This is a genomic window from Pseudomonas sp. JAI115 (assembly GCF_014200835.1).
GTDB lineage: Bacteria > Pseudomonadota > Gammaproteobacteria > Pseudomonadales > Pseudomonadaceae > Aquipseudomonas > Aquipseudomonas putida_A.
In genome coordinates this window covers 286,263-306,954 of sequence record NZ_JACHCY010000004.1, presented here as the reverse complement: position 1 = coordinate 306,954, position 20,692 = coordinate 286,263, and the positions used below count along the sequence as shown (strand labels likewise).

Genomic DNA, 20,692 nt, shown 5'->3' with positions numbered 1-20,692 from the left:
TGGCTCCATCCAAGCATCGGGCCATTGCTGTACTGATCATTTGTGACATTGTTAAAACGCTGGCGGCGTCAAAAGGTCGCCAGTCAATAAAGTGCAAGGCATTCAGGCAGGTATATAGGTCGAATCGGGGATGTATTTTTTCACCCGGGAGCAATTAAATCATTCACCTCTGCCGTTCCTGGCAGAACGCCAGAGGTGAAAACAATGAGCCGGAATGCGCCGTCATGGATGTAGTAAAGCCCAACCTTTGATGAATGCACGTGCTTTGCAAAAAAAATTAACTCGTGTTGTCGCTATCTAACGCTCGTTTTATATACGCGCACGGCCGTTTTCTTAACGCTGAACGAGGCCCGCGCCCGGTAGTTACTACTATGTATCGTTCAGCCACAAAGCCAATGTTACATGGTCAAAGGACTGACGCCAACACTTGTAGGGACTAAAAGTGGAGCGCACCTCATGCGTGTTGTTGTCATGCACATATGTAAGCGGCGCTTTTTCATGGCGCCTCAGGTGACCGCGGTATTTAATCATCGGGAAAATCCGAACCGTCCTGTCAAGACTGGACGGTGTGCAGCCGTCATCATGTGCTCATTCAAAAAATGTTCCGTGCGCTGGGTGGATCGAGCATCCGCGAAGGGCGGGATTTCACGTGTGAAACGTGCGTGAGCTGTCGCTGCCTCACTTTGTTTCACTGCAAATGATCGGTGCCTGGTTTTATGGTAGGCGAAATCCGCGCCAGCTGGCGTGTGAGTTTTGTGATATTCGGTTAATTCATTTGTATTCATGCCGGTTGAATGCATTTTGCACGAGTCCAGGCGGCTGGGTCGTGGGTGGTCACCCACAGGTGCGGTGCCATTCTTTCTTTATTGAGTGCATTTATGACGCTGGGGGGAGTGTCGGTCATGGGTGGGGCTTGGGCGCTCTGGCGCGGGGCTGGCCGGTAGACTCGTGCAGTGTCTTAGGTATCGAGGCGGCCGGTTGGCGGCGAGAGCGGCGACGGGCGAAGGGGTTATGTACTTATATATGTATATATGAGGTCGGAGGAAAAGTATTTTTGAGACGTCTTTTTGGCGCCAATAAAGTACTTGTCGTCAATGATCATTAAGGGGGGGGCGCAGGTTTAACTCACTCCTCGCTAAATAATTGGGTTTTAGCGGCGTGGGAGCATTGGGTTTAGTGAAAATGAATTATTCACGACTATTTCTTTCGGTATTCGTGGTTGCGTGGTGACTTGGATCCCCATTGTTTTGAAAGGCGATGGAAAAATATGCCGAATGCGCTTTCGACCTTTGTTTATCGAGGCGGCGCTTGAGTTGGTCGGGAAGGGAAAGGGCACCACCTAGTTAGTTGGCACTCTCATGCGCTGGGCTGTGTGTGTGAATTTTTGTCTGAATATGTGAAAAGGGTGGCGGTTTGACTTCAATGGCGCCGGTTTGAATGGCGGCTCTTACACTGGAAAATAAAAAACAGGACTATGATTCGTTCAAAACGAGGTGCATGGTTATTACGCAAATGCAATCGGTACCTTGTCTTCTTACTTCTCTGCCCCGCCGGATCGTAAATGAATGCAGACCGGGACAACGAGCTCCAAGCGGCGTTAGCGCGACGCTGACCTCCGTTGGGTAATTAGCAGGCGTTTGGACAGAAATCTTCTGAAATAGTTCGCACTTTGCAAAGTGCACTACACACCCATCCCAAGGATGGTTATTAACGGCTTACAGGGCGCGCGCGGCTATGTCTTTGATTGACGATAAATAATCTTTTTAACGCAGCAGAACGACCGATTTTGGAGACTCTAAATGAAAGCAGTCATCACCGTAATCAACAAAACCACCCGCGCATCCAGCACCGTCTTCGGTCTTCATGCCGCGCTTGCCGAGCCTTCCGTGGTTCAGTTGTCCGTCAATTCTGTCAAAGACATTGCCTCGCTTGCGCGCCAGGGTGATGCGCTGGTGATTTCGATGCGCTCCGGTGAGGTCTTTACCGTCGATGATTTCTATCTGCTGCACAAAGGCGTCAAAAATACTCTGGTGATCCAGGACGCGCAGGGTGAGCTGCTGACCCCGGCGGTCGATGCCGCCGGTCAACCGGTGCTCGACACCGCCAGTTTTGTGCACATCGACAGCATTGAACCGTTGTTGCTCGATGGCACCAACCCAGAATTTAACGGCTGGTGGTTGGCCGGTGCCGGGCTGCTGGCCGGCGGTCTCGCACTGGCCGGCGGTGGTGGCGGTGGTGGTGGCCATAGCGCGCCTGCCGCCACGGATCACACCCCAACCGCGACCGCGCACATCAACGCCATCAGCACCGATAGCGGTGTCGCCGGTGATTTCACTACCAACGATGCCACGCTGGTGGTGACCACAGCGATCAGCGGCCCTTTGGCGGCTGGTGAAAAAGTCCAGATCTCGCTCGACGGCGGAGCCACCTGGCACGACGCCACCTCCATCGGTGGCAACCTCTACGCCTACGACAACACCGCCCAGGTGCTGGCCGACGGCACCTATGTTTTCGAATCGCGTATCGTCAGCGCCGCCGGCACGCCCGGTGCGGTAAGCACCCAGGTGGTGGTCATCGACACCGTGGCGCCGACAGTGGCGCAGAGTTTGAGCATTGCCGGCATCAGTGATGACACCGGCTCCAGCAACAGCGACTTCATCACCAGCGATCACACCCTGGTCATTCGTGGCAACCTCGGCGCGCCCTTGGGGGCCGGCGAACGGGTGGAAATCTCCCTGGACGGTGGCGTGACCTGGTCCACCGTCACGGTGTCGGGCACCACCTGGAGTTTTGACAACACCGCCAATCTGCTGGCTGACGGCACCTATACGCTGCAGGCGCGCGTAATCGATGCGGCCGGCAATGTGGGCCAGGTGGCCAGCCACAGCCTGCTGTTGTCTTCGGCGGCGGATAACGTGATCATCAGCTTCAGCTCGATCTCGCCAGACACCGGGATCAGCAGCGTCGACTACGTCACCAACGGCACCAAGATCACCTTCCTCGGCACACTCACCGCGCCTCTGGATGCCAACAACACCGTGCAGATCAGCCTCGATGGCGGGGTGACCTGGGAGCAGGCGATCGTCAACGGCACCCATTGGGAATACGACCCGATGCTGGACGGTACCTACCACATCATGGCGCGGGTCATCGATCTGGCGGGCAACATCGGCAGCACCGCGAGCATTGATCTGGTTGTGGACACCACCGTGCCGGTGGTCTCCTCCTCGGGCAGCAGCCTGGTGGCCAACCCGGACGGCAGTTTGAGTCTGTCGGGTGGTGCCGGCACTGCCGAGCCTGGCAGTATCGTGACCGTGCAATTTCCGGATGGCAGCAGCGGCACAGGCGTGGTTGGCAGTGACGGCAGCTATGGCCCGATCACCAGCGCGCTGGGTCAGCCAGCCGGCCCGACCAGCATGACCTTGACCGACATTGCCGGCAACGTCAGCGCCCCGGCCTCGCTGCCTTATCCGGACACCACCCCACCCACGGCCACCGCGATGATCAGTGCGATCAGCGACGACACCGGTGCCAGTGGCAGCGACTTTGTCACCAACGATTCGACCCTGAGCATCAGCGCGCAACTGACCGGCTCCCTCGGTGCCGGGGAAAAAGTGCAGATCTCCCTGGACGGCGGCGCCACCTGGCACGATGCCGTGCTACAAGGCGGCTCGACCTATGTCTATGACAACACCGCCAATCCCCTGGCCGCCGGCACCTACACCGTGCAGGCGCGGGTGGTCGACATGGCCGGCAATGCCAGTGCGGTCAGCTCGCAAAGCGTGACCATCGACACCCAGCCCGGCAGCGGTAACAGCATTGCTTTGACGGCGATCAGCCAGGACACCGGCGCCAGTAGCAGCGATTTCCACACCAGCGACCACACCCTGGTGTTCTTCGGCAGCCTGGGCGCGGCGCTGGCCGCCGATGAAGCGGCGCAGATCAGCCTGGACGGCGGCGCCACCTGGCAGAACGTGGTGGTCTCCGGCACTTCGTGGACCTTTGACAACACTGCCACCGCCATTCCCGACGGTACCGTGGGTGTGCAGGTGCGCATTGTGGATCTGGCGGGCAATGTCGCGGCGACCGCCAGTGCCACGCTGGTGGTGGACTCCCTGGCACCGGCCGCGGCCAGTGTCAGCCTGGATGCCATCACAACCGACACCGGCAGCGATGCGCATGACTTCGCCACCCAGGATCACACCCTGGTGTTCAGCGGCCCGCTCAGTGCCGCGCTGTCGGGCGACGAGATGGTGCAGATCAGCCTCGATGGCGGCGCCTCGTGGCAAACCGCGAACGTCACCGGCACCAGTTGGAGCTTTGACAACTCGGCCACTGTGCTGGCCGATGGCAGCTACACCGTGCAGGTGCGCGTCACCGATCTTGCCGGAAACCTGGGTGCCTCCAGCACCCAGCTGGTGGTGATCGACAGCGCCATTCCGGCGCAGACCGCGACCCTGGACAGCATCAGCACCGATAGCGGGGTGGCAGGCGACTTCATCACCAACGACAACACCCTGATCTTCAATGGCTCGCTCAGTGGCGCGCTGCCGGCGGGCAGCAGCGTGGAAATCAGCCTGGACGGTGGCAGCACCTGGGTGACTGCCAGCGTCGCCGGCCTGAGCTGGAGCTATGACGCCAGTGGTGCGCCGCTGGCCGATGGCAATCATGTGGTACAGGTGCGCGTCACCGACACGGCCGGCAACAGCAGCGCTGCGGTGACTCAGGGGGTGAGCATCGACACCAGCGGCCCGGTCACCAGCCTGCCGAGCTTCGATGGCATTACCGTGGACTCGGGCGTCAGCAGCACCGACTTTGTCACCATGGACCGTACCCTGGTGTTCAGCGGCTCGCTGACCGCGCCCCTGGCCAGTGATGAAACCCTGCAGTTCAGCCTGGACGGCGGCCTGACCTGGTCGGCCACCACCGTCAGTGGCACCAGCTGGGTCTATGACAACACCAGCGTTTCGCTGGTCGATGGCAGCTACCTGGCGCAGCTGCGCGTGGTGGATACCGCCGGCAACGTGGGGGCCACTGCTGCCCAGATGGTGCAGATTGCGGCCAGCGTGGCCCCGACCGCCACTGTGGCCATTAGCGGCATCACCACTGACACCGGCAGCAGTGCCAGCGATTTTGTCACCAGCGATCAGAGCCTGATCTTCAGCCTGACCCTGAGCGGCACCCTGAATGCCGGCGAGTCGGTGCAGGTGTCGCTCGATGGTGGTACGACTTGGCAAATGGCCTCACTGGTCAGCGGCAGTACTTACACCTATGACCACACCGCCACCCAGCTCGGCGACGGCGTCTACAACCTTCTGGCCCGCGTCACCGACACGGCGGGCAACACCAGTGCGGCCGGGAGCCAGGTGCTGGTGATCGACGCCAGCGCGCCGTCCACCGGCAATGCCGTGGCGATTGTCAGCTACACCGACAGCGTGGTGCAAAACACCGGCACCTTTGGCGCCGTCACCCCGACCAACGATCCGGCCCCGGTGCTCAACGGCACCGTCAGCGGCCTGAGCGCGGGCGACGTGCTGCAGGTCTTTGAGGGCACCACCTTGCTGGGCCTGGCCACCGTCAGCGGGGGCACCTGGAGCTATGCGTTGGCAGCGACCACGGACGGCACTCACACCTACCATGTGGTGATTGTCGATGCCGCCGGCAACAGCGGCACCGTCTCCAGCGATTTTAGCCTCAGCCTCGATACCCTGCCCCCAAGTAACGCCATCACGATGGGGCCGATCACCATCAGCGTCGACAGCGGGACCGTGGGCGACTTCATCACCAACGACAACACCTTGGTGTTCAGCGGCACGCTGGGTGCGCCGTTGGGGACAGGGGAAAGCGTACAGATCAGCCTGGACGGCGGCGCCAACTGGCTGACCGTCAGCTCCAGTCTTAATACCTGGAGCTTCGATCACACCGCCACCACACTGCCCGACAATACCTACAATGTGCAGGCGCGCGTGATCGATGATGCCGGCAACGTCGGCCAGAGCACCAGCCAAGTCGTCGTGGTGGATACGCAGACGCCGAACGCGAACATCACCGTCGACATCATTGGCATCTCCCTCGACACCGGCAGTAACGGCAGCGACTACAACACCGCCGACAACACCCTGCTGTTTCTGGGCAACATCGGTTTGCCGCTGGGCATTGGTCAGCGCGTGGAAATCTCGCTTGATGGCGGCACCAGCTGGGCGACCGTGACCATGACCGGTGCCACCGAATGGCAGTACGACAACACCGCCAATACGATGCCGGACGACACGTACACCGTCGTGGCGCGGGTCATCGATACCGCCGGCAACGTGGGCCAGACCGACACCCAGATCATTCAAATCAACAGCCAGGCGCCGGTAGGCAACTCGATTGAAATCCTGGCGATCTCGCCTGACTCCGGAAGCCCGACCGACTTTTTCACCAACACCGGGGTACTGTCGTTCAGCGGCATCATCACCGCGCCGCTCAGCGTGGGCGGGGCCGTGGAAGTCAGCCTGGACAACGGCCTGAGCTGGTTCGCGGCCACCGTCACCGGCACCAGCTGGACCTTCGACAATACCGCGCAAAACCTGGTCGACGGTACCTACAACCTGCAGGCGCGCATCGTTGACATGTTTGGCAACGTTGAACAGACCGCCACCGAAGTCATCAAGGTCGACACCGTGGCCCCGAGCGCGACCGCCACTGTGGCGATCACTGCGATCAGCAACGACACCGGTGTTGCGGGCGACTTCATCACCAGCGACAACACGCTCATTATCAGCGGCACCCTGGGCGATGTCCTGCAAAGCGGCGAAGGTGTGCGGGTGAGTCTCGATGGCGGTACCTCCTGGAGCATTGCCACCGTCACGGGCACGAGTTGGAGCATTGACCTCACCGGCACTCCGTTGCCAGACGCCACTTACACGCTGCTGGCCGAAACCTTCGACCTCGTTGGCAACGTTGGGCAGAACGCCACCCGAACCATTACCGTCGACACCTCGCTACCGTCGGCCAGTGTCACCATCAGTGGGATCTCCACTGACAGTGCCACCCCGAGTGACTTCATCACCAGCGACCAGACGCTGGTGGTGAGCACCACCTTGACCGGCAGTCTGAACGCCGGTGAGACGGTGCAGATCTCTCTGGATAACGGTGCCAACTGGCATGACGCGACCCAGGTCGGTGGCTTCTATGTCTATGACAACACCGCCAATACTTTGGCCGAAGGCACTTATACCTTTCTGACCCGGGTCGTGGATGCGGCCGGCAGCGCCAGTGCGTCGGCCTCGCAAACCGTGATCATCGATGCCAGCGGGCCGAGCACGGGCTATACCGTCACCCTCGACAGTTACACCGATAACGCCCCGTCGCAGACCGGCGACTTCGCCTCCGGCACCAGCACCAACGACACCACCCCGCTGTTGCAGGGCACCGTGACCGGTCTGATCAGCGGTGACACCGTGCAAATCTACGAAGGTTCCACCTTCTTGGGGTTGGCCACCCTCAGTGGCAACACCTGGCAATACCAACTGGGCACCACCTCCGAGGGCGGCCATACCTATCAGGCGATCCTGGTCGATGCCCCCGGCAACGCCGGCCTGTCCTCCAGCGCCTTCAGTCTGACCATTGATACCCAGATGCCGAGCAGCCTAACCACCATCAACATTACCGCCATCGATGGCGACAGTGGCACCAGTGGTGATTTCAACACCAATGACAACACCCTGGTGTTCAGTGGCACTCTAAGTCAGGCGCTGGTCGGCGATGAGCGCGTGGAACTGAGCCTGGATGGTGGGGTGAGTTACCACTTGGCGACCGTGGTCGGTACCACTTGGACCTATGATCACACCGCCACCCCCCTGCTGGACTCCACTTACAACCTTATGGCCCGGGTAGTTGATGCGGCCGGCAACGAAGGTCAGACCGACACGCAGGCGCTGGTGATTGACACCGCGGCGCCGCTGGCCACGCAAACCATCGCCTTTACGTCCATTTCCTCGGACACCGGAGTCAATGGGGCGGATTTTGTCACCAGTGATCCAACCCTGATCTTCAATGGCACCCTCGGTGCATCGTTGCAAAGCGGGGAGAGCGTGGAGGTGCAAATCAACGGCGGCGGCTGGCTGCCGGCCACCGTTAGTGGCCTGAGCTGGACTCTGGATCATACCGGCACCACCTTAAACGAAGGTGACTACACTGTGCAGGCACGGGTGGTCGACATCGCCGGCAATGTTGGCCAAAGCGCCAGTCAAGTGGTGACGGTGGACACCTCGGTACCGACGGTCACGGTGGCCATTACTGGCACCACCGACAACACCGGTGCGATCAATGACTTCACCACCAGCGACCCGACTCTGGTCTTCAGCGGCACCCTGAGTGCAGCGCTGGGCGCCGGCGAGCAGGTGTACTTCAGTTACGACGGTGGCACAAGCTTTGCGTTGGCCACGGTGTCCGGCACCAGTTGGAGCTTTGATAACCGGGGCCAAGTGCTGGGTGAAGGGACGCACAGCCTGCAAGCGCGGGTGGTGGACGCGGCGGGCAACTTCGTCGACAGCGCCATCCAAAGCCTGACCATCGATACCGTAGCACCGATGACAACCATTGCCTTCGGTGCCATCAGTGACGACACCGGGGTGGCAACCGACTACATCACCAGTGACCCAACCCTGACCTTTAGCGGCACCCTGAGTGCAGCCCTGGCCAGCGACGAGCGTGTGGAAATCAGTCTCGACGGTGGAACCTCATGGGCCACGGCCAGTGTGACCGGCACGGCCTGGAGTTTTGATAACACCACCCAGACGCTGAGCAACGGTTCGCACAACCTGATAATTCGGGTCATCGATGCAGCCGACAACGTCGGGAATTCGGCCATCAAGACCTTGGTGGTGGATACCCAGGTGCCGACTCCGACCCTCACCATCGACTCGATCTCCACCGATACCGGGCTCGACACTGGTGCCAGTCTGCACGACTTCATCACTTTCGACGACACGCTGTTGTTCACAGGTTCCCTGTCGACAGCGCTGGTCGGGGACGAGTTTGTGCAGATCAGCTTTGACGGCGGTACCTCGTGGACACTGGCCTCGGCCAGCGGCACCACTTGGACCTACAACCATACCGGTGCCGGTAACGAAATGGCCCCGGGTAACTACACCGTACTCGTGCGGGTGATGGATGCGGCCGGCAACATCGGCCCGGAAAGCTCGCAAGCACTGGTCATCGACCGTACGGCGCCGAGCGAAACCCTGACCCTGACCGGTATCAGCACCGACAGCGGGACGCTCGGCGACTTTACCACCCAGGACAATACCCTGATCTTCAGCGGCGCAGTGAGCAGTGCGCTAACGGGCGACAGCGTGGTGCAAGTTCGTATCGACGGCGGCCAATGGCAGACGGCCACTGTGATCGGCACCAGTTGGAGCTTTGATAACAGCGCCGCGACACTGAGCGATGGCAGCCACACCGTGCAGGCTCGTGTGGTCGATGCGGCAGGCAACAGCACGTCCAGCGTCACTCAGGCGGTGATCGTCGATACCACGCCGCCGTTACTCAGCACCGTGCCGCTTTTCGGCGGCATCACCCTGGATCTGGGCATCAGTGGCACGGACTTCGTTACCCGCGACCACAGCTTGATCTACAACGGTACCCTGACGGCCCCCCTGGCCAGCGATGAACATTTGCAGTTCAGTATCGACGGCGGCGCCCACTGGGACACTATCACCAACGTCAGCGGTACCGCCTGGAGCTATGACAGGACGACCCTTCCGCTGAGCAATGGCACTTATACTGCGCTCCTGCAGGTCGTGGACGATGCCGGCAACGTGGGCGCCACGGCCAGCAAGACCGTGGTGATCTATGACGTCGTGCCCGTGGCCACCGTGTCGATCACCGGCATCACCGATAACACTGGCAGTACCGCCGACTTTGTCACAGGCGACCAGACTCTGGTGTTCTCCCTGACCCTGGTCGGCAGCCTGGGCGCGGATCAGTTCGTGCAGATCTCGCTCGATGGCGGCAACAGTTGGAATAATGCCGTGCTGTCTTCGGGCAGCACCTACGTGTTCGACAACAGCGCCAATACCCTGCCTGAAGGCACCTATGCGCTGCAGGCCCGAGTGTTTGACGTAGCCGGTAACAGCAGTCCGGTGGCGGGCGTCACGCTGCAAATCGACATCAGCGCACCGACCTCCGGCAATGCGGTGGCAATCTCCAGCTACACCGACGATGTGCTGCTGAACACCGGCAACTTCGGTGCAGGCACCCAGACCAACGATACCGCGCCTGTGCTCAACGGTACGGTCAGCGGCCTGAGTGACGGGGACGTGGTCCTGGTCTTTGAGGGCACCACCTTGCTCGGCACGGCCACCGTGACCGGGGGTACCTGGACTTATCAATTGTCGGGGTTGAGTGATAGCAGTCATACCTACCACGCTGTGATCGCCGATGCCGCCGGCAACACCGGTACCGCCTCCAGCGATTTTGGCCTGACGGTGTTTACACAAATGCCGAGTGCGACCACTACCATCGACATCACCGGTATCACCGACGACTCCGGTACCCTCGGCGACTTCATCACCAACGATACCAACTTGGTGTTCTCCGGTGTATTGGGGGCTCAGCTTCTGGCCGGAGAGTCGGTCGAAGTGCGGGTGGACGGCGGTAACTGGGGAGCGGCCACCATCACCGGCGCCGGCACCACCTGGGCGTTCGATTACACCGGCACCACGCTGAGCAATGCCACCCACACAGTCGAAGCCCGTGTAGTGAACGCCGCCGGCAACATCGGTCAGACCGACAGCCAAGCGGTACAGGTGGATACGGTAGCGCCGAGCGCGAGCACCACCGTCAACATCATCGGCATTTCCCTCGACACCGGAGCCAGCGGTAGTGACTTCCTCACGGCGGACAATACACTGATCTTCCTTGGCAATATCGGTAGCCCTCTGAGCGCGGGCGAGTACGTCGAAATCTCGATCGATGGCATCAATTGGGATCGGGTGACCATGACCGGTCCGACCGAATGGAACTACAACAACGAAAGCAATGTGCTACCCAATGATATTTACACTGTCCAGGCACGGGTGGTGGACGCGGCCGGCAACGTAGGCCAGACCGACAGTCAGTTGGTGGAAATCAACAATACAATACCGGTTGGCAACTCTATTGAAATCTCCACCATATCGCCGGACTCGGGCAGCCCGACCGACTTCTTCACCAACGATCCGAAGCTGACCTTCTATGGCATCATCACTTCGCCGCTGGACGTCGGCGGGCACGTTGAACTGAGCTTTGACAACGGCCTGACCTGGTCCAATGCCGTCGTGACCGGTACCAACTGGACCTTCGACAACACCGCCAACAGCCTGCCCGAAGGCTCACAAATCGTCATGGCGCGCATTACCGACGTGTTCGGTAACGTCGAACAGACGGCGCAGGAAGAGATTCGGATCGACACCCAGGCCCCGAGTGCCACTACCACCGTTGCGATCACGGGCATCACCGATGACACCGGCACCGCGGGAGACTTTGTCACCAGCGATGACCGACTGATCTTTAGCGGCACTCTGGGCGCGCCCCTGCAAACGGCCACCTCCCTGCAAACTGCCGAAAGTGTGCGGGTGAGCCTGGACAATGGCGCCACCTGGCACACCGCTAGCGTCACCGGCACCAACTGGACCTACGATCACACCGGCACCCAGTTGCCATCTGGTACCTACACCTTGCTGGTACAAGTGGTCGATCTGGTCGGCAACATCGGCGAGAGCGCCAGCCGCGGCTTTACCGTCGATACGACGACACCGAGTGCCACGGCCGCCATCAGCGCTATCACCACCGACAGCGGCACGGCGGGGGATTTCCTCACCAACGATCAGAGCCTGGTGGTGACCGCGACCCTGACCGGCTCTTTGGGCGCTGGGCAAAGCGTGGAAATCTCGGTGGACAACGGTGCCAACTGGCACACCGCGATCTCCATTGGCAGTAACCAGTACACCTATGACCACACCGGCACCACCCTGGGCGAAGCCACCTACACCTTCCTGGCTCGGGTGATTAACGCCGCCGGCACCGCCTCGGCGGTCGCCTCGCAAAACGTGACCATCGACATCACCGGTCCGACCGTGGGCTACACCCTCAGCCTGAATACCTTCACCGACGATGTTTTTGCCCTGACGGGCGACTTCGCCAGCGGCACCAGCACCAACGACACCACTCCACGGCTCAATGGCACGGTCACCGGGCTTGCCAGCGGTGACACGGTGGCCGTCTACGAGGGCAGCACCCGCCTGGGGCTGGCCACCGTTGCCGGCTCCACCTGGAAATACATCCTGGCCACAGTGGCTGAAGGTTCGCACACCTATCACGCGGTGGTGGTGGATGCAGCGGGCAACATCGGCCTAGCCTCCCCCGATCTGTCCCTGATCGTCGATACCCAGGCCCCGGGCGCGGCCAAAACCATCACCTTCGGCGCGCTCAATTCCGACAGCGGTGTGACCACCGACTACATCACCAATGATAACACCCTGATCTTCAGCGGTACCTTGGGCGCCACCCTGGCCGCCGATGAGCATGTGGAGTTCAGCTTTGATGGGGGCTCCACCTATGCCACGGCCACCCATACCGGGTTGACCTGGACTTACGACTACAGTGGCCAGACACTGAACGACGCCATCTACAACCTGAAGGTACGGGTCGTAGACGCCGCCGGCAACGCTGGGCAGAGCGCCAACAAGGTACTAGAGGTCGACACCAGCGCGCCGGACGCGACCAAAACCATCGCCTTCAACTCCATCACCAATGACACCGGTGTTAGCGCCACCGACTTCATCACCAATGATAAGGGGCTGTTCTTCAACGGCACTCTGGGGGCCGCCCTTAACATGGGTGAGAGCGTGGAAATACGCTTCGACAATGGCATCTGGAGGGCTGCCAGCAACAGCGGACTGACCTGGTCATTTGACTACACCGCTACCGACTTGAGTGAAGGGGTGCATACCGTCGATGTACGAGTGGTCGATACGGCCGGTAACGTCGGCCAAAACGCTACCAAACAGGTGACGATAGACCTCACCGCCCCGACTGCCACCATCCAGATCACCAGCATCACCGACAACACCGGTGCCACCACTGACTTCACCACCAGTGATCAAAACCTGATGTTTGGCGGCACGCTCAGCGCCGCGCTGGGCAGCGGCGAGCGGGTGGAGTTCAGCTATGACGGAACCAATTACAACGACGCTGTTGTGAGTGGCACCAACTGGACGTACGACGCGACCGGCGTCACCCTGGGTCAAGGGGATCACTTCCTCAAGGCGCGGGTGGTGGATGCGGCAGGCAACTACGTCAACACTGCCAACCAGACCTTGACTGTCGACTTCGCCGCGCCGACCCAGACCATCACGATTGGCTCGATCAGCACCGACACCGGTGTGAATGGCGACTTCATCACCAGCGACACCACGCTCACGTTCACCGGTACTCTGGGGGCGATTCTGGGCGCCGGGGAGCGGGTGGAAATCAGCTTCAACAACGGCACCTCGTGGACGACGGTCACCAGTGTGACAGGCACCACCTGGACCCACATCGCCACTTTGACTGAGGCGTCCTATCCGGTAGTCGTGCGGGTCATCGACTTGGCCGACAACGTGGGGCTGACCGCCAACCGGACGGTGGTGGTCGATACTACGGCGCCGACCGCCACGGTGGCGATCAGTGCTATCTCGGACGATAACGGCATCAGTGCTACCGATTTCATTACCAATGATCAGACCCTGCTGATCGATGTGACCTTGACCGGAACGTTGGGTGCAGGAGAAGGCATCCAGGTCAGTACCGACAATGGGTCGAGCTGGCTGGCGACGACGGCCACATTGGTCAGCGGTAACACCTATCGTGTGGACAATACAGGTACGACGTTGGGAGCTGCGACTTACAACCTCAGGGCGCGGGTGGTGGATCTAGCGGGCAACGCGGGAACGGTTTCGGCTGCGCAGGCTGTGACCATTGATATCACCGCGCCTACCGTCACGGCGATCACTCTGACGGCTGTCACCACCGATACCACGGCCGGTCTGACCACGGGCACTGGCAGCACCACCGACAGTGCGGTCAATACGGATTTCAATACCCGCGATACGTTCTTAACCGTGAGCGGCGGCTACACCGGCACCTTGAATACTGCGACCGAACTTTTGCAGATCAGTACCGATGGTACGACCTGGATCAATGTGCCGACCGCCAACATCAACACCACATCCAAAACCTGGACCTACACCGATCCAACGCAAAGAACCTCGGCTACCACGTATCAACTGCGGGTCATAGATACGGCAGGTAACGTGGCGGCGGGTGCTGCTTCGCAGGTGATTAACATCGATATCACAGCGCCGTCGATTGCTGCTCTATTGGCACCGGTGTTGACCTCGGCGTTTGACTCGGGCGTGGTAGGTGACAACATCACCACCAACACGTCCATCACCTTTACCAGTGCCACCAGTGGATTAGGAGAGGTGGGCTCGACCATCGTATTGGTCAACGATGTCGACAATGACGGGGTCTATTCGCAAGGTATCGATACGATTTTAGGGAGCACAACCGTAGCAGCAGGTGGCGCTTGGTCGCTCAGTACCAGCGGGTTGGCGGTGGGTGGCTATCACCTGGTCTTTATGGGAGTAGACACAGCGGGCAATCGGAGCGTACTCACTGCGAATACTCATTTAAGGGTAGTAGGCTCAGATTTATCGTCGCAGTTAACTGTAAGTGGGTTTGTTGGAGTGATCGCATTTGAAGCAGTTAAGTTAGATCATAACGGCTTGTGGAATATCTATCGCCCAGGTCAACAATCGGCAAGTTCTTGGGAGGTTGAAGTTCAAACTTCTTTGACTAGCGTTACAGTTGCGGGGAATGGTATCAGTCAAGGAACCTTCACATCTATCGCCTATGCGGATTTTGAGCGAAGTGGTTATTCAGGATTAATTGCTGTAGGTGTAAATCCTTCAGCTATTTTTAAAATGATGAGGACTACGAGTAATACATTGTACAGCGACGCAGGGCTTACTGGGAATGCGCGTAGTGGGGGGGGGATTGTGGTTTATGATCACTTCGGTGATGGCTGGCTTGATTTTGCTATGGGTGATAGTAATGCGGCGTCTCTAACCTTTGCGTCAAATAATGCAGGTTCTGTTATATGGATGAATGGAACGAGCTCTTCGGGAGGTCGTCCAACAGGGACGGCAGGCATTAACAGCTATGCCGAAGCATCGGCGGTTGATTTAAATAATAATGGCACGGTCGATATTGTTGAGCATACAAACGGCAATGGTAATTTTGCCCTGACGACTTTCTTAAACACCCAATCACCCAACACCTTCATCCTATCGCATTTGTCGGGCGTGTTTTCGACTGCCCCCACCATTCCGATGACATGGGCGGATTTTAATAATGACGGTTATATGGATTTGTTTTTAGGGCGCGGACGCAACGCTGCTAATACATCCGATACTAGTGCAAGTCGGATTTATTGGAATAACCAAAGTGGTGGATTTGGTACAGCCGCGGGGACAACCGGAGGAACCGCAACTTATTTTTCCGACTCGGTTGCGGGGAATGAGAGTTTGGCTATTGATTGGAATCATGATGGGAAAATGGATGTGGTGGAGTTTGCCGCGTCTGGGAGTAGCCAACTTTATTTAAATCAAGGTGGCGGTAGCTTTACACTGACTAGTTTCGCTTCTACAGGTAGCAACCATCTTGGTGCCGTCTTGATGGATTTTAACTGGGATGGAGCACAAGATGTTGTGCAGTATGTTTATGCGCTAGGAGTAAGTAATCCAGTTATGCTAAATAATAACGCCGTGGCTGATGGTGCGAGTTTGCATTTGCAGATATTTGATCATCAAGGGCTGAATGTTTTCTATGCTAATACTGTGCAGCTCTATAACTCCTCCGGCGCGTTGGTTTCATCACAGATCATCAATCCGCAATCGGGTATGAATACTAACGAAAGTTCCGCACTGGTTTATTTTTACGGCTTGAGCGCAGCCGAGACCTACACTGCAGTCTTGCTGAAGAGTGTCAGCGGCGTTTCCAGTGATGTTTCTGGTGTAAATACGCTTGGTGGCAACACCATTGAAAACGTCAACGCCACTTGGACGGGATTAACCACGGGGCTGGCCACTCACAACTATGTGCTGTCCGCTGAGTCTGGCAGCAATAGCGCCAACGGAAAGTTCATCGGTACTGGCTACAACGATCACTTTTTTGCCACAGCCGGAACAGATACTTTTGTCGGCGGCGGAGGCTGGTTGACTCACTACGGTACGCCATCTTGGAATATCAGTCGCGGGGAAGATGTCCTGGACTTCAAGCTGGCAGACACCACCGCGGTGACCGTCAACCTCAACACCACGACGGCGCAAAGCACCGGTTTCGGCACAGTGACGCTGACCGGTATCGAAGGCATCATCGGTGGTGGGGGTAATGACAACCTCACTGCCAGCACTACGGCGGGGGCCAATAACTTCTTCGACGGCCGCGGCGGCAATGACACCTACACCATGACCGGTGGCGGCCATACCTTGCTGACCTTTACCAACCTCAATAACAGTGACGCCACCGGTGGAAACGGCAGTGACACGGCCATCGGCTTTGGCCTGGGCAATGTCAACAGCGTGGCGGCAGCGGATGCGATCGACCTCAGCGCCTTGCTGACAGGCTACACCGGCACCGCTTACGTCTACACCGATACCACTACCAGCAAACCCGTACTCGATAAGGCTTCGGAGGGGCTGATGAATTACCTGAATGTCACCAACAACGGCACCAACACCTCGATCAGCATTGACCGCGACGGGACTGGTTCAACGTTTGCCCCGACTCTGGTACTGACGCTGAACAACGTAGCGACGGACATGGAGACCCTGCTGGTCAACCACCAACTGATTGTATGAGTGAAAGGAGTGCGGTAGTGCGACAACGAACTCGCACTACCGCTCCTCCAGGCACCTGAGCGCAAAGCTCGATTAAAAAAACGATAGTTTTTTGCTGGGAACTTTATATGCGTAGCTATATGAGGGTGCCTTTCGTGTGCCCGCTCCTGCCCAAAAATGCCTCCAATCACTTTTATAAAAAGTTTGCCCTTTCTGGATTGTGGGTTGCGTTGATGTGTTGGCAGCCTGATTTGGCGTGGGCGGCTTATGCAGAGAACCCGCAAGCCGTCGAGATCACGCCCGCTGCACATTTAACCGCTGAAGCTGCGATCATGCTGGCCTTTGCTCGCAGTCCGCAATTGGCGCAGGCCTATGCGCAGATCAAGAAAGGCGAGGCGCGCAAAGACGAGGCCAAGAGTGCGTATTACCCGCAATTAAGTCTGGCCAGCAATTACGGCCTGCACAATGAATACGCTTATGGCCCGAAACTCAAACAACTCATTTATGACTTCGGTAAAACGTCGGGGGCGATCGATAACCAGGCTTTTCTGACCGATTCCTATCGTGAAGACCTGATGAAGACGATTACCGAAGTCTCTGGCAATACCTTGTTGGCGTACTCCAACGTCAGGCGTTATGAGGAAATCATCGGCGTAACCCAGCGCATGATCGCTTCGTTGAAGAATGTGAAATCGACCGCTGAGTTGCGCTTGTCGGCCGGTTTGAGTTCCTCAGCCGACGCACTTCAGGCAACCACCCGCATTGCCTCCTACAACACGACCCTTGAGCAGTACCGCAGTCAGCTGGAGAACGCCAAGGTCAGTCTCGCCCAATTGACCGGCAAGTATGCCCAGACGCTTGCCGAACTGCCGCCAGCATTGGCCCCGGATCTGTCCAGTAACAAAGGGCAGGTCGACTACGGTGCTGTGCCAGCGGTGCGTTCGGCGGTGGCCCAGGTCAAGGCCGGCGAAGCGGTGCTCAGTTCCACCAAGGCGCAACATTTGCCGAGCATCAGTCTGGATGCGGCTTACCTGCACCAATACAACCGCAACTTTGCCAACAGCCAAAACGGCTGGGACACCCAAGTCGGGATCTCGGTCGACGTGCCGCTGTACACCGGCGGGGCCATCTCGGCGAGGGTCTCTCAGGCTTACGAGGATCTGGAAACCTCCAAGGCCAACGTCAATCAGGCCATGCTCGAGGCCGATCAGCGTTCTTCCACCGCCTTGAGCAACTGGCGCGGGGCGGACGCCCGGGTTCAGAGCAGCCGCTATCAGGTGGATATCGCCCTGCGCACCCGGGACATCTACCAGGAGGAATACAAGCTCGGCGAGCGCAGCCTCACCGACTTGCTGAGTGTCGAGCAGGACGTCTTCCAGGCGCTAAGCAACAGCGCCTCGGCCAAGTACGACCGCTTTGATGCGGTGATTAATTTTGCCGTGATCCAGAACTCCTTATTGCCGCTGCTGGGCGTGGACAGCCCATCGCCGCAGACACTGCCCCATCTCTAAACGGTGTTAAGGCTTGAAGCCGGCCATCGGAACTCAGGTTTTAAAAAGAATATAAAAAGAGAGTCAAGGATTTATATGAGCGAATTCGACGGCAACATTGATCTCAAAAAGTGGATTGCAGCCTGGTCGCGCGTCGGTGCCTCCTATGGGCATCCGGTAGACCCGGAATATCTGGCGCACCAGATGACCTGGCATGAAAGCGACACGCTGGAGCAAAAAATTCTGCGCCTCTCATCCTTGGTGAACCTGCAGGCCAAGATTAAAACCCTGAAGAAGGTTCACCTGTCGCCTCAGATGGTGCCCTTTGTCATCGCCCGCAATGACGGTCAATTGGCCGTGGTGGAAGCGATCAATGCTGATGGCAGTTTGATGTTTTGGCTCACCGACAGCAGCGACCTGCAATACGAGTTGGCGGCCGAAGACTTCTGGTCGCATGCCAGCGGCATGGTGGTGCTGCTGACCCCGGCGCTGCGTGGCCGCGATTCGCGGGTCGACGAGTTCGTCAAACCCTACGAAAAACACTGGCTGGTTCAGGGCTTTCGCGGCACCGGGCACAAGATCATCGAGGTGTCTCTGGCCTCGCTGGTGAGCAATGTTCTGGCCCTGGCCGGGATTCTGTTTTCGATGCAGGTGTATGACCGGGTCATTCCCGCCGAGTCGTACAACACGCTGTGGGTCTTGTTCATCGGCGTGCTGATTGCGGCGATCTTCGAGTTCCTGATCCGCATAGCGAGGACGCGCGCGTCCGACATCATGGGCAAGAACGCGGACTTGAAAATCTCCGCCTACCTGTTCGCCCGGGCCATGGCCATTCGTAACGAAGCGCGGCCCAAGTCCACCGGCTCGTTCATCTCGCAGATCCGCGAGGTTGATCACGTTCGCGAAATGATCACCTCAAGTACCGTGGGGGCGGCTGCCGATATGCCGTTCGTGCTGGTGTTCCTGGGCATCATGGCCATGATCGGCGGGCCGCTGGTGTGGATTCCGCTGCTGGCCATTCCGCTGGTGATCATTCCCGGTCTGTTGCTGCAATGGCCGCTGGCCAGGCTCTCGCGTGAAGGAATGCGCGAGAGTGCCCTGAAAAGCGCGGTGCTAGTGGAAACCATCGAGGGCATCGAGGACATCAAGGCGCTGCAGGCCGAACCCTACTTCCAGCGCGTGTGGAAGCAGAACCACGAGATCAGCGCCGACATCGGCATCAAGCAACGCTTCTGGGGCGGCATGCTGTCGGGGTGGGGTGGTCTGGTTCAGCAGTTGTCGTATTCGGCCATGCTCGTGCTCGGGGTATACTTCGTCCTCAAGGGTGAAATGACCACCGGTACCCTGGTGGCCTGCAGCCTGTTGTCCTCGCGCACCTTGTCACCGCTCATGCAACTGACCATGGTCTTTTCCCGCTGGCAGCACGCCAAGGTCGCCATGAACGGGCTGGATGAACTGCTGAAAAAACCGGTCGATCTGCCTCCTGAAGAGTCGCGTGCGCATTGCCCGCATCTGCTCGGCAACTACCAGTTAAACCACGTGCAGTATGCCTACGACTACGGGCAGACCAAAAGCATTCTGGACATTGCCGACTTGCGCATTGCCCAGGGCGAGCGCGTGGCCATTCTCGGTCGGGTCGGCGCCGGTAAATCCACCTTGCTTAAACTGCTCGCCGGGCAGGGCATGCCCACCCAGGGCAAGGTCACGCTTGATGGCGTGGATCTAAGCCTGATCGACCCGATGGATGTGCGCGCTCAGGTCGGTTTTCTGGCCCAGGACTCCAGGCTCTTCTTCGGCTCTCTGCGCCAGAACCTGCTGATGGGCCACCCGCATGCGACCGAACAGGAAATGCTCGACGCCCTGTCGGTCAGTGGTGCCTTGAGCATGCTGCAGCGTGACGCCTCGATTCTTGATCAGGTGATTCATGAAGGCGGTCGCGGCCTGTCCGGCGGGCAAAAGCAAATGATCCTGCTCAGTCGCATGCTGCTGCGCAATCCAAAGATCGTGCTGCTCGATGAGCCGACCTCGAACATGGACGAGGGCCTGGAGCAAGAGGTCTTGAAGCGTCTGGATACCTGGGTGGCCGGCCGCACGCTGGTCGTGGTTACCCATCGTCCCGCCCTCCTCAAAATCGTCAAGCGTCTGGTCATCGTTGAGGGCGGGCGTGTGATCGATGACGGCCCGCGCGACAAGGTACTGAAGAAGTACTCGGCGCCGGCTGATGCGGCGGCGATGGTGCCAGCCCAGAAGGCAACCAAATAGCTCTACACCCGGGTTTATTGGCAGGTATCG

General features: G+C 58.9%; 3 protein-coding genes. All 3 read left to right on the top strand.

Going from position 1 to position 20,692, the window contains the following annotated elements; translation table 11 throughout:
- Positions 1–1,799 precede the first annotated feature (1,799 nt).
- The 3 genes from HDC30_RS12175 (at position 1,800) to HDC30_RS12165 (ending at position 20,662) form a co-directional block, all read left to right on the top strand.
- The gene (locus tag HDC30_RS12175; RefSeq protein WP_183783207.1) at positions 1,800–16,931 is read left to right on the top strand and encodes an Ig-like domain-containing protein; all 15,132 of its coding nucleotides are present in this window, start codon (positions 1,800–1,802) and stop codon (positions 16,929–16,931) included.
- Positions 16,932–17,038: 107 nt separating this feature from the next.
- Complete coding sequence (locus tag HDC30_RS12170) at positions 17,039–18,421, top strand: TolC family outer membrane protein (RefSeq protein ID WP_311660617.1); 1,383 nt, start codon at positions 17,039–17,041, stop codon at positions 18,419–18,421.
- Between the two features lie 75 nt (positions 18,422–18,496).
- A complete protein-coding gene (locus HDC30_RS12165; RefSeq protein WP_183783203.1) occupies positions 18,497–20,662 on the top strand; it encodes a type I secretion system permease/ATPase in 2,166 nt (721 codons plus the stop codon).
- The last annotated feature ends 30 nt before the right edge of the window (positions 20,663–20,692 follow it).

Excerpts from the sequence above, each read along its gene's own strand:
- HDC30_RS12175 (WP_183783207.1), top strand. The coding sequence starts at position 1,800 with ATGAAAGCAGTCATCACCGTAATCAACAAAACCACCCGCGCATCCAGC.
- HDC30_RS12170 (WP_311660617.1), top strand. The coding sequence starts at position 17,039 with ATGCGTAGCTATATGAGGGTGCCTTTCGTGTGCCCGCTCCTGCCCAAA.
- HDC30_RS12165 (WP_183783203.1), top strand. The coding sequence starts at position 18,497 with ATGAGCGAATTCGACGGCAACATTGATCTCAAAAAGTGGATTGCAGCC.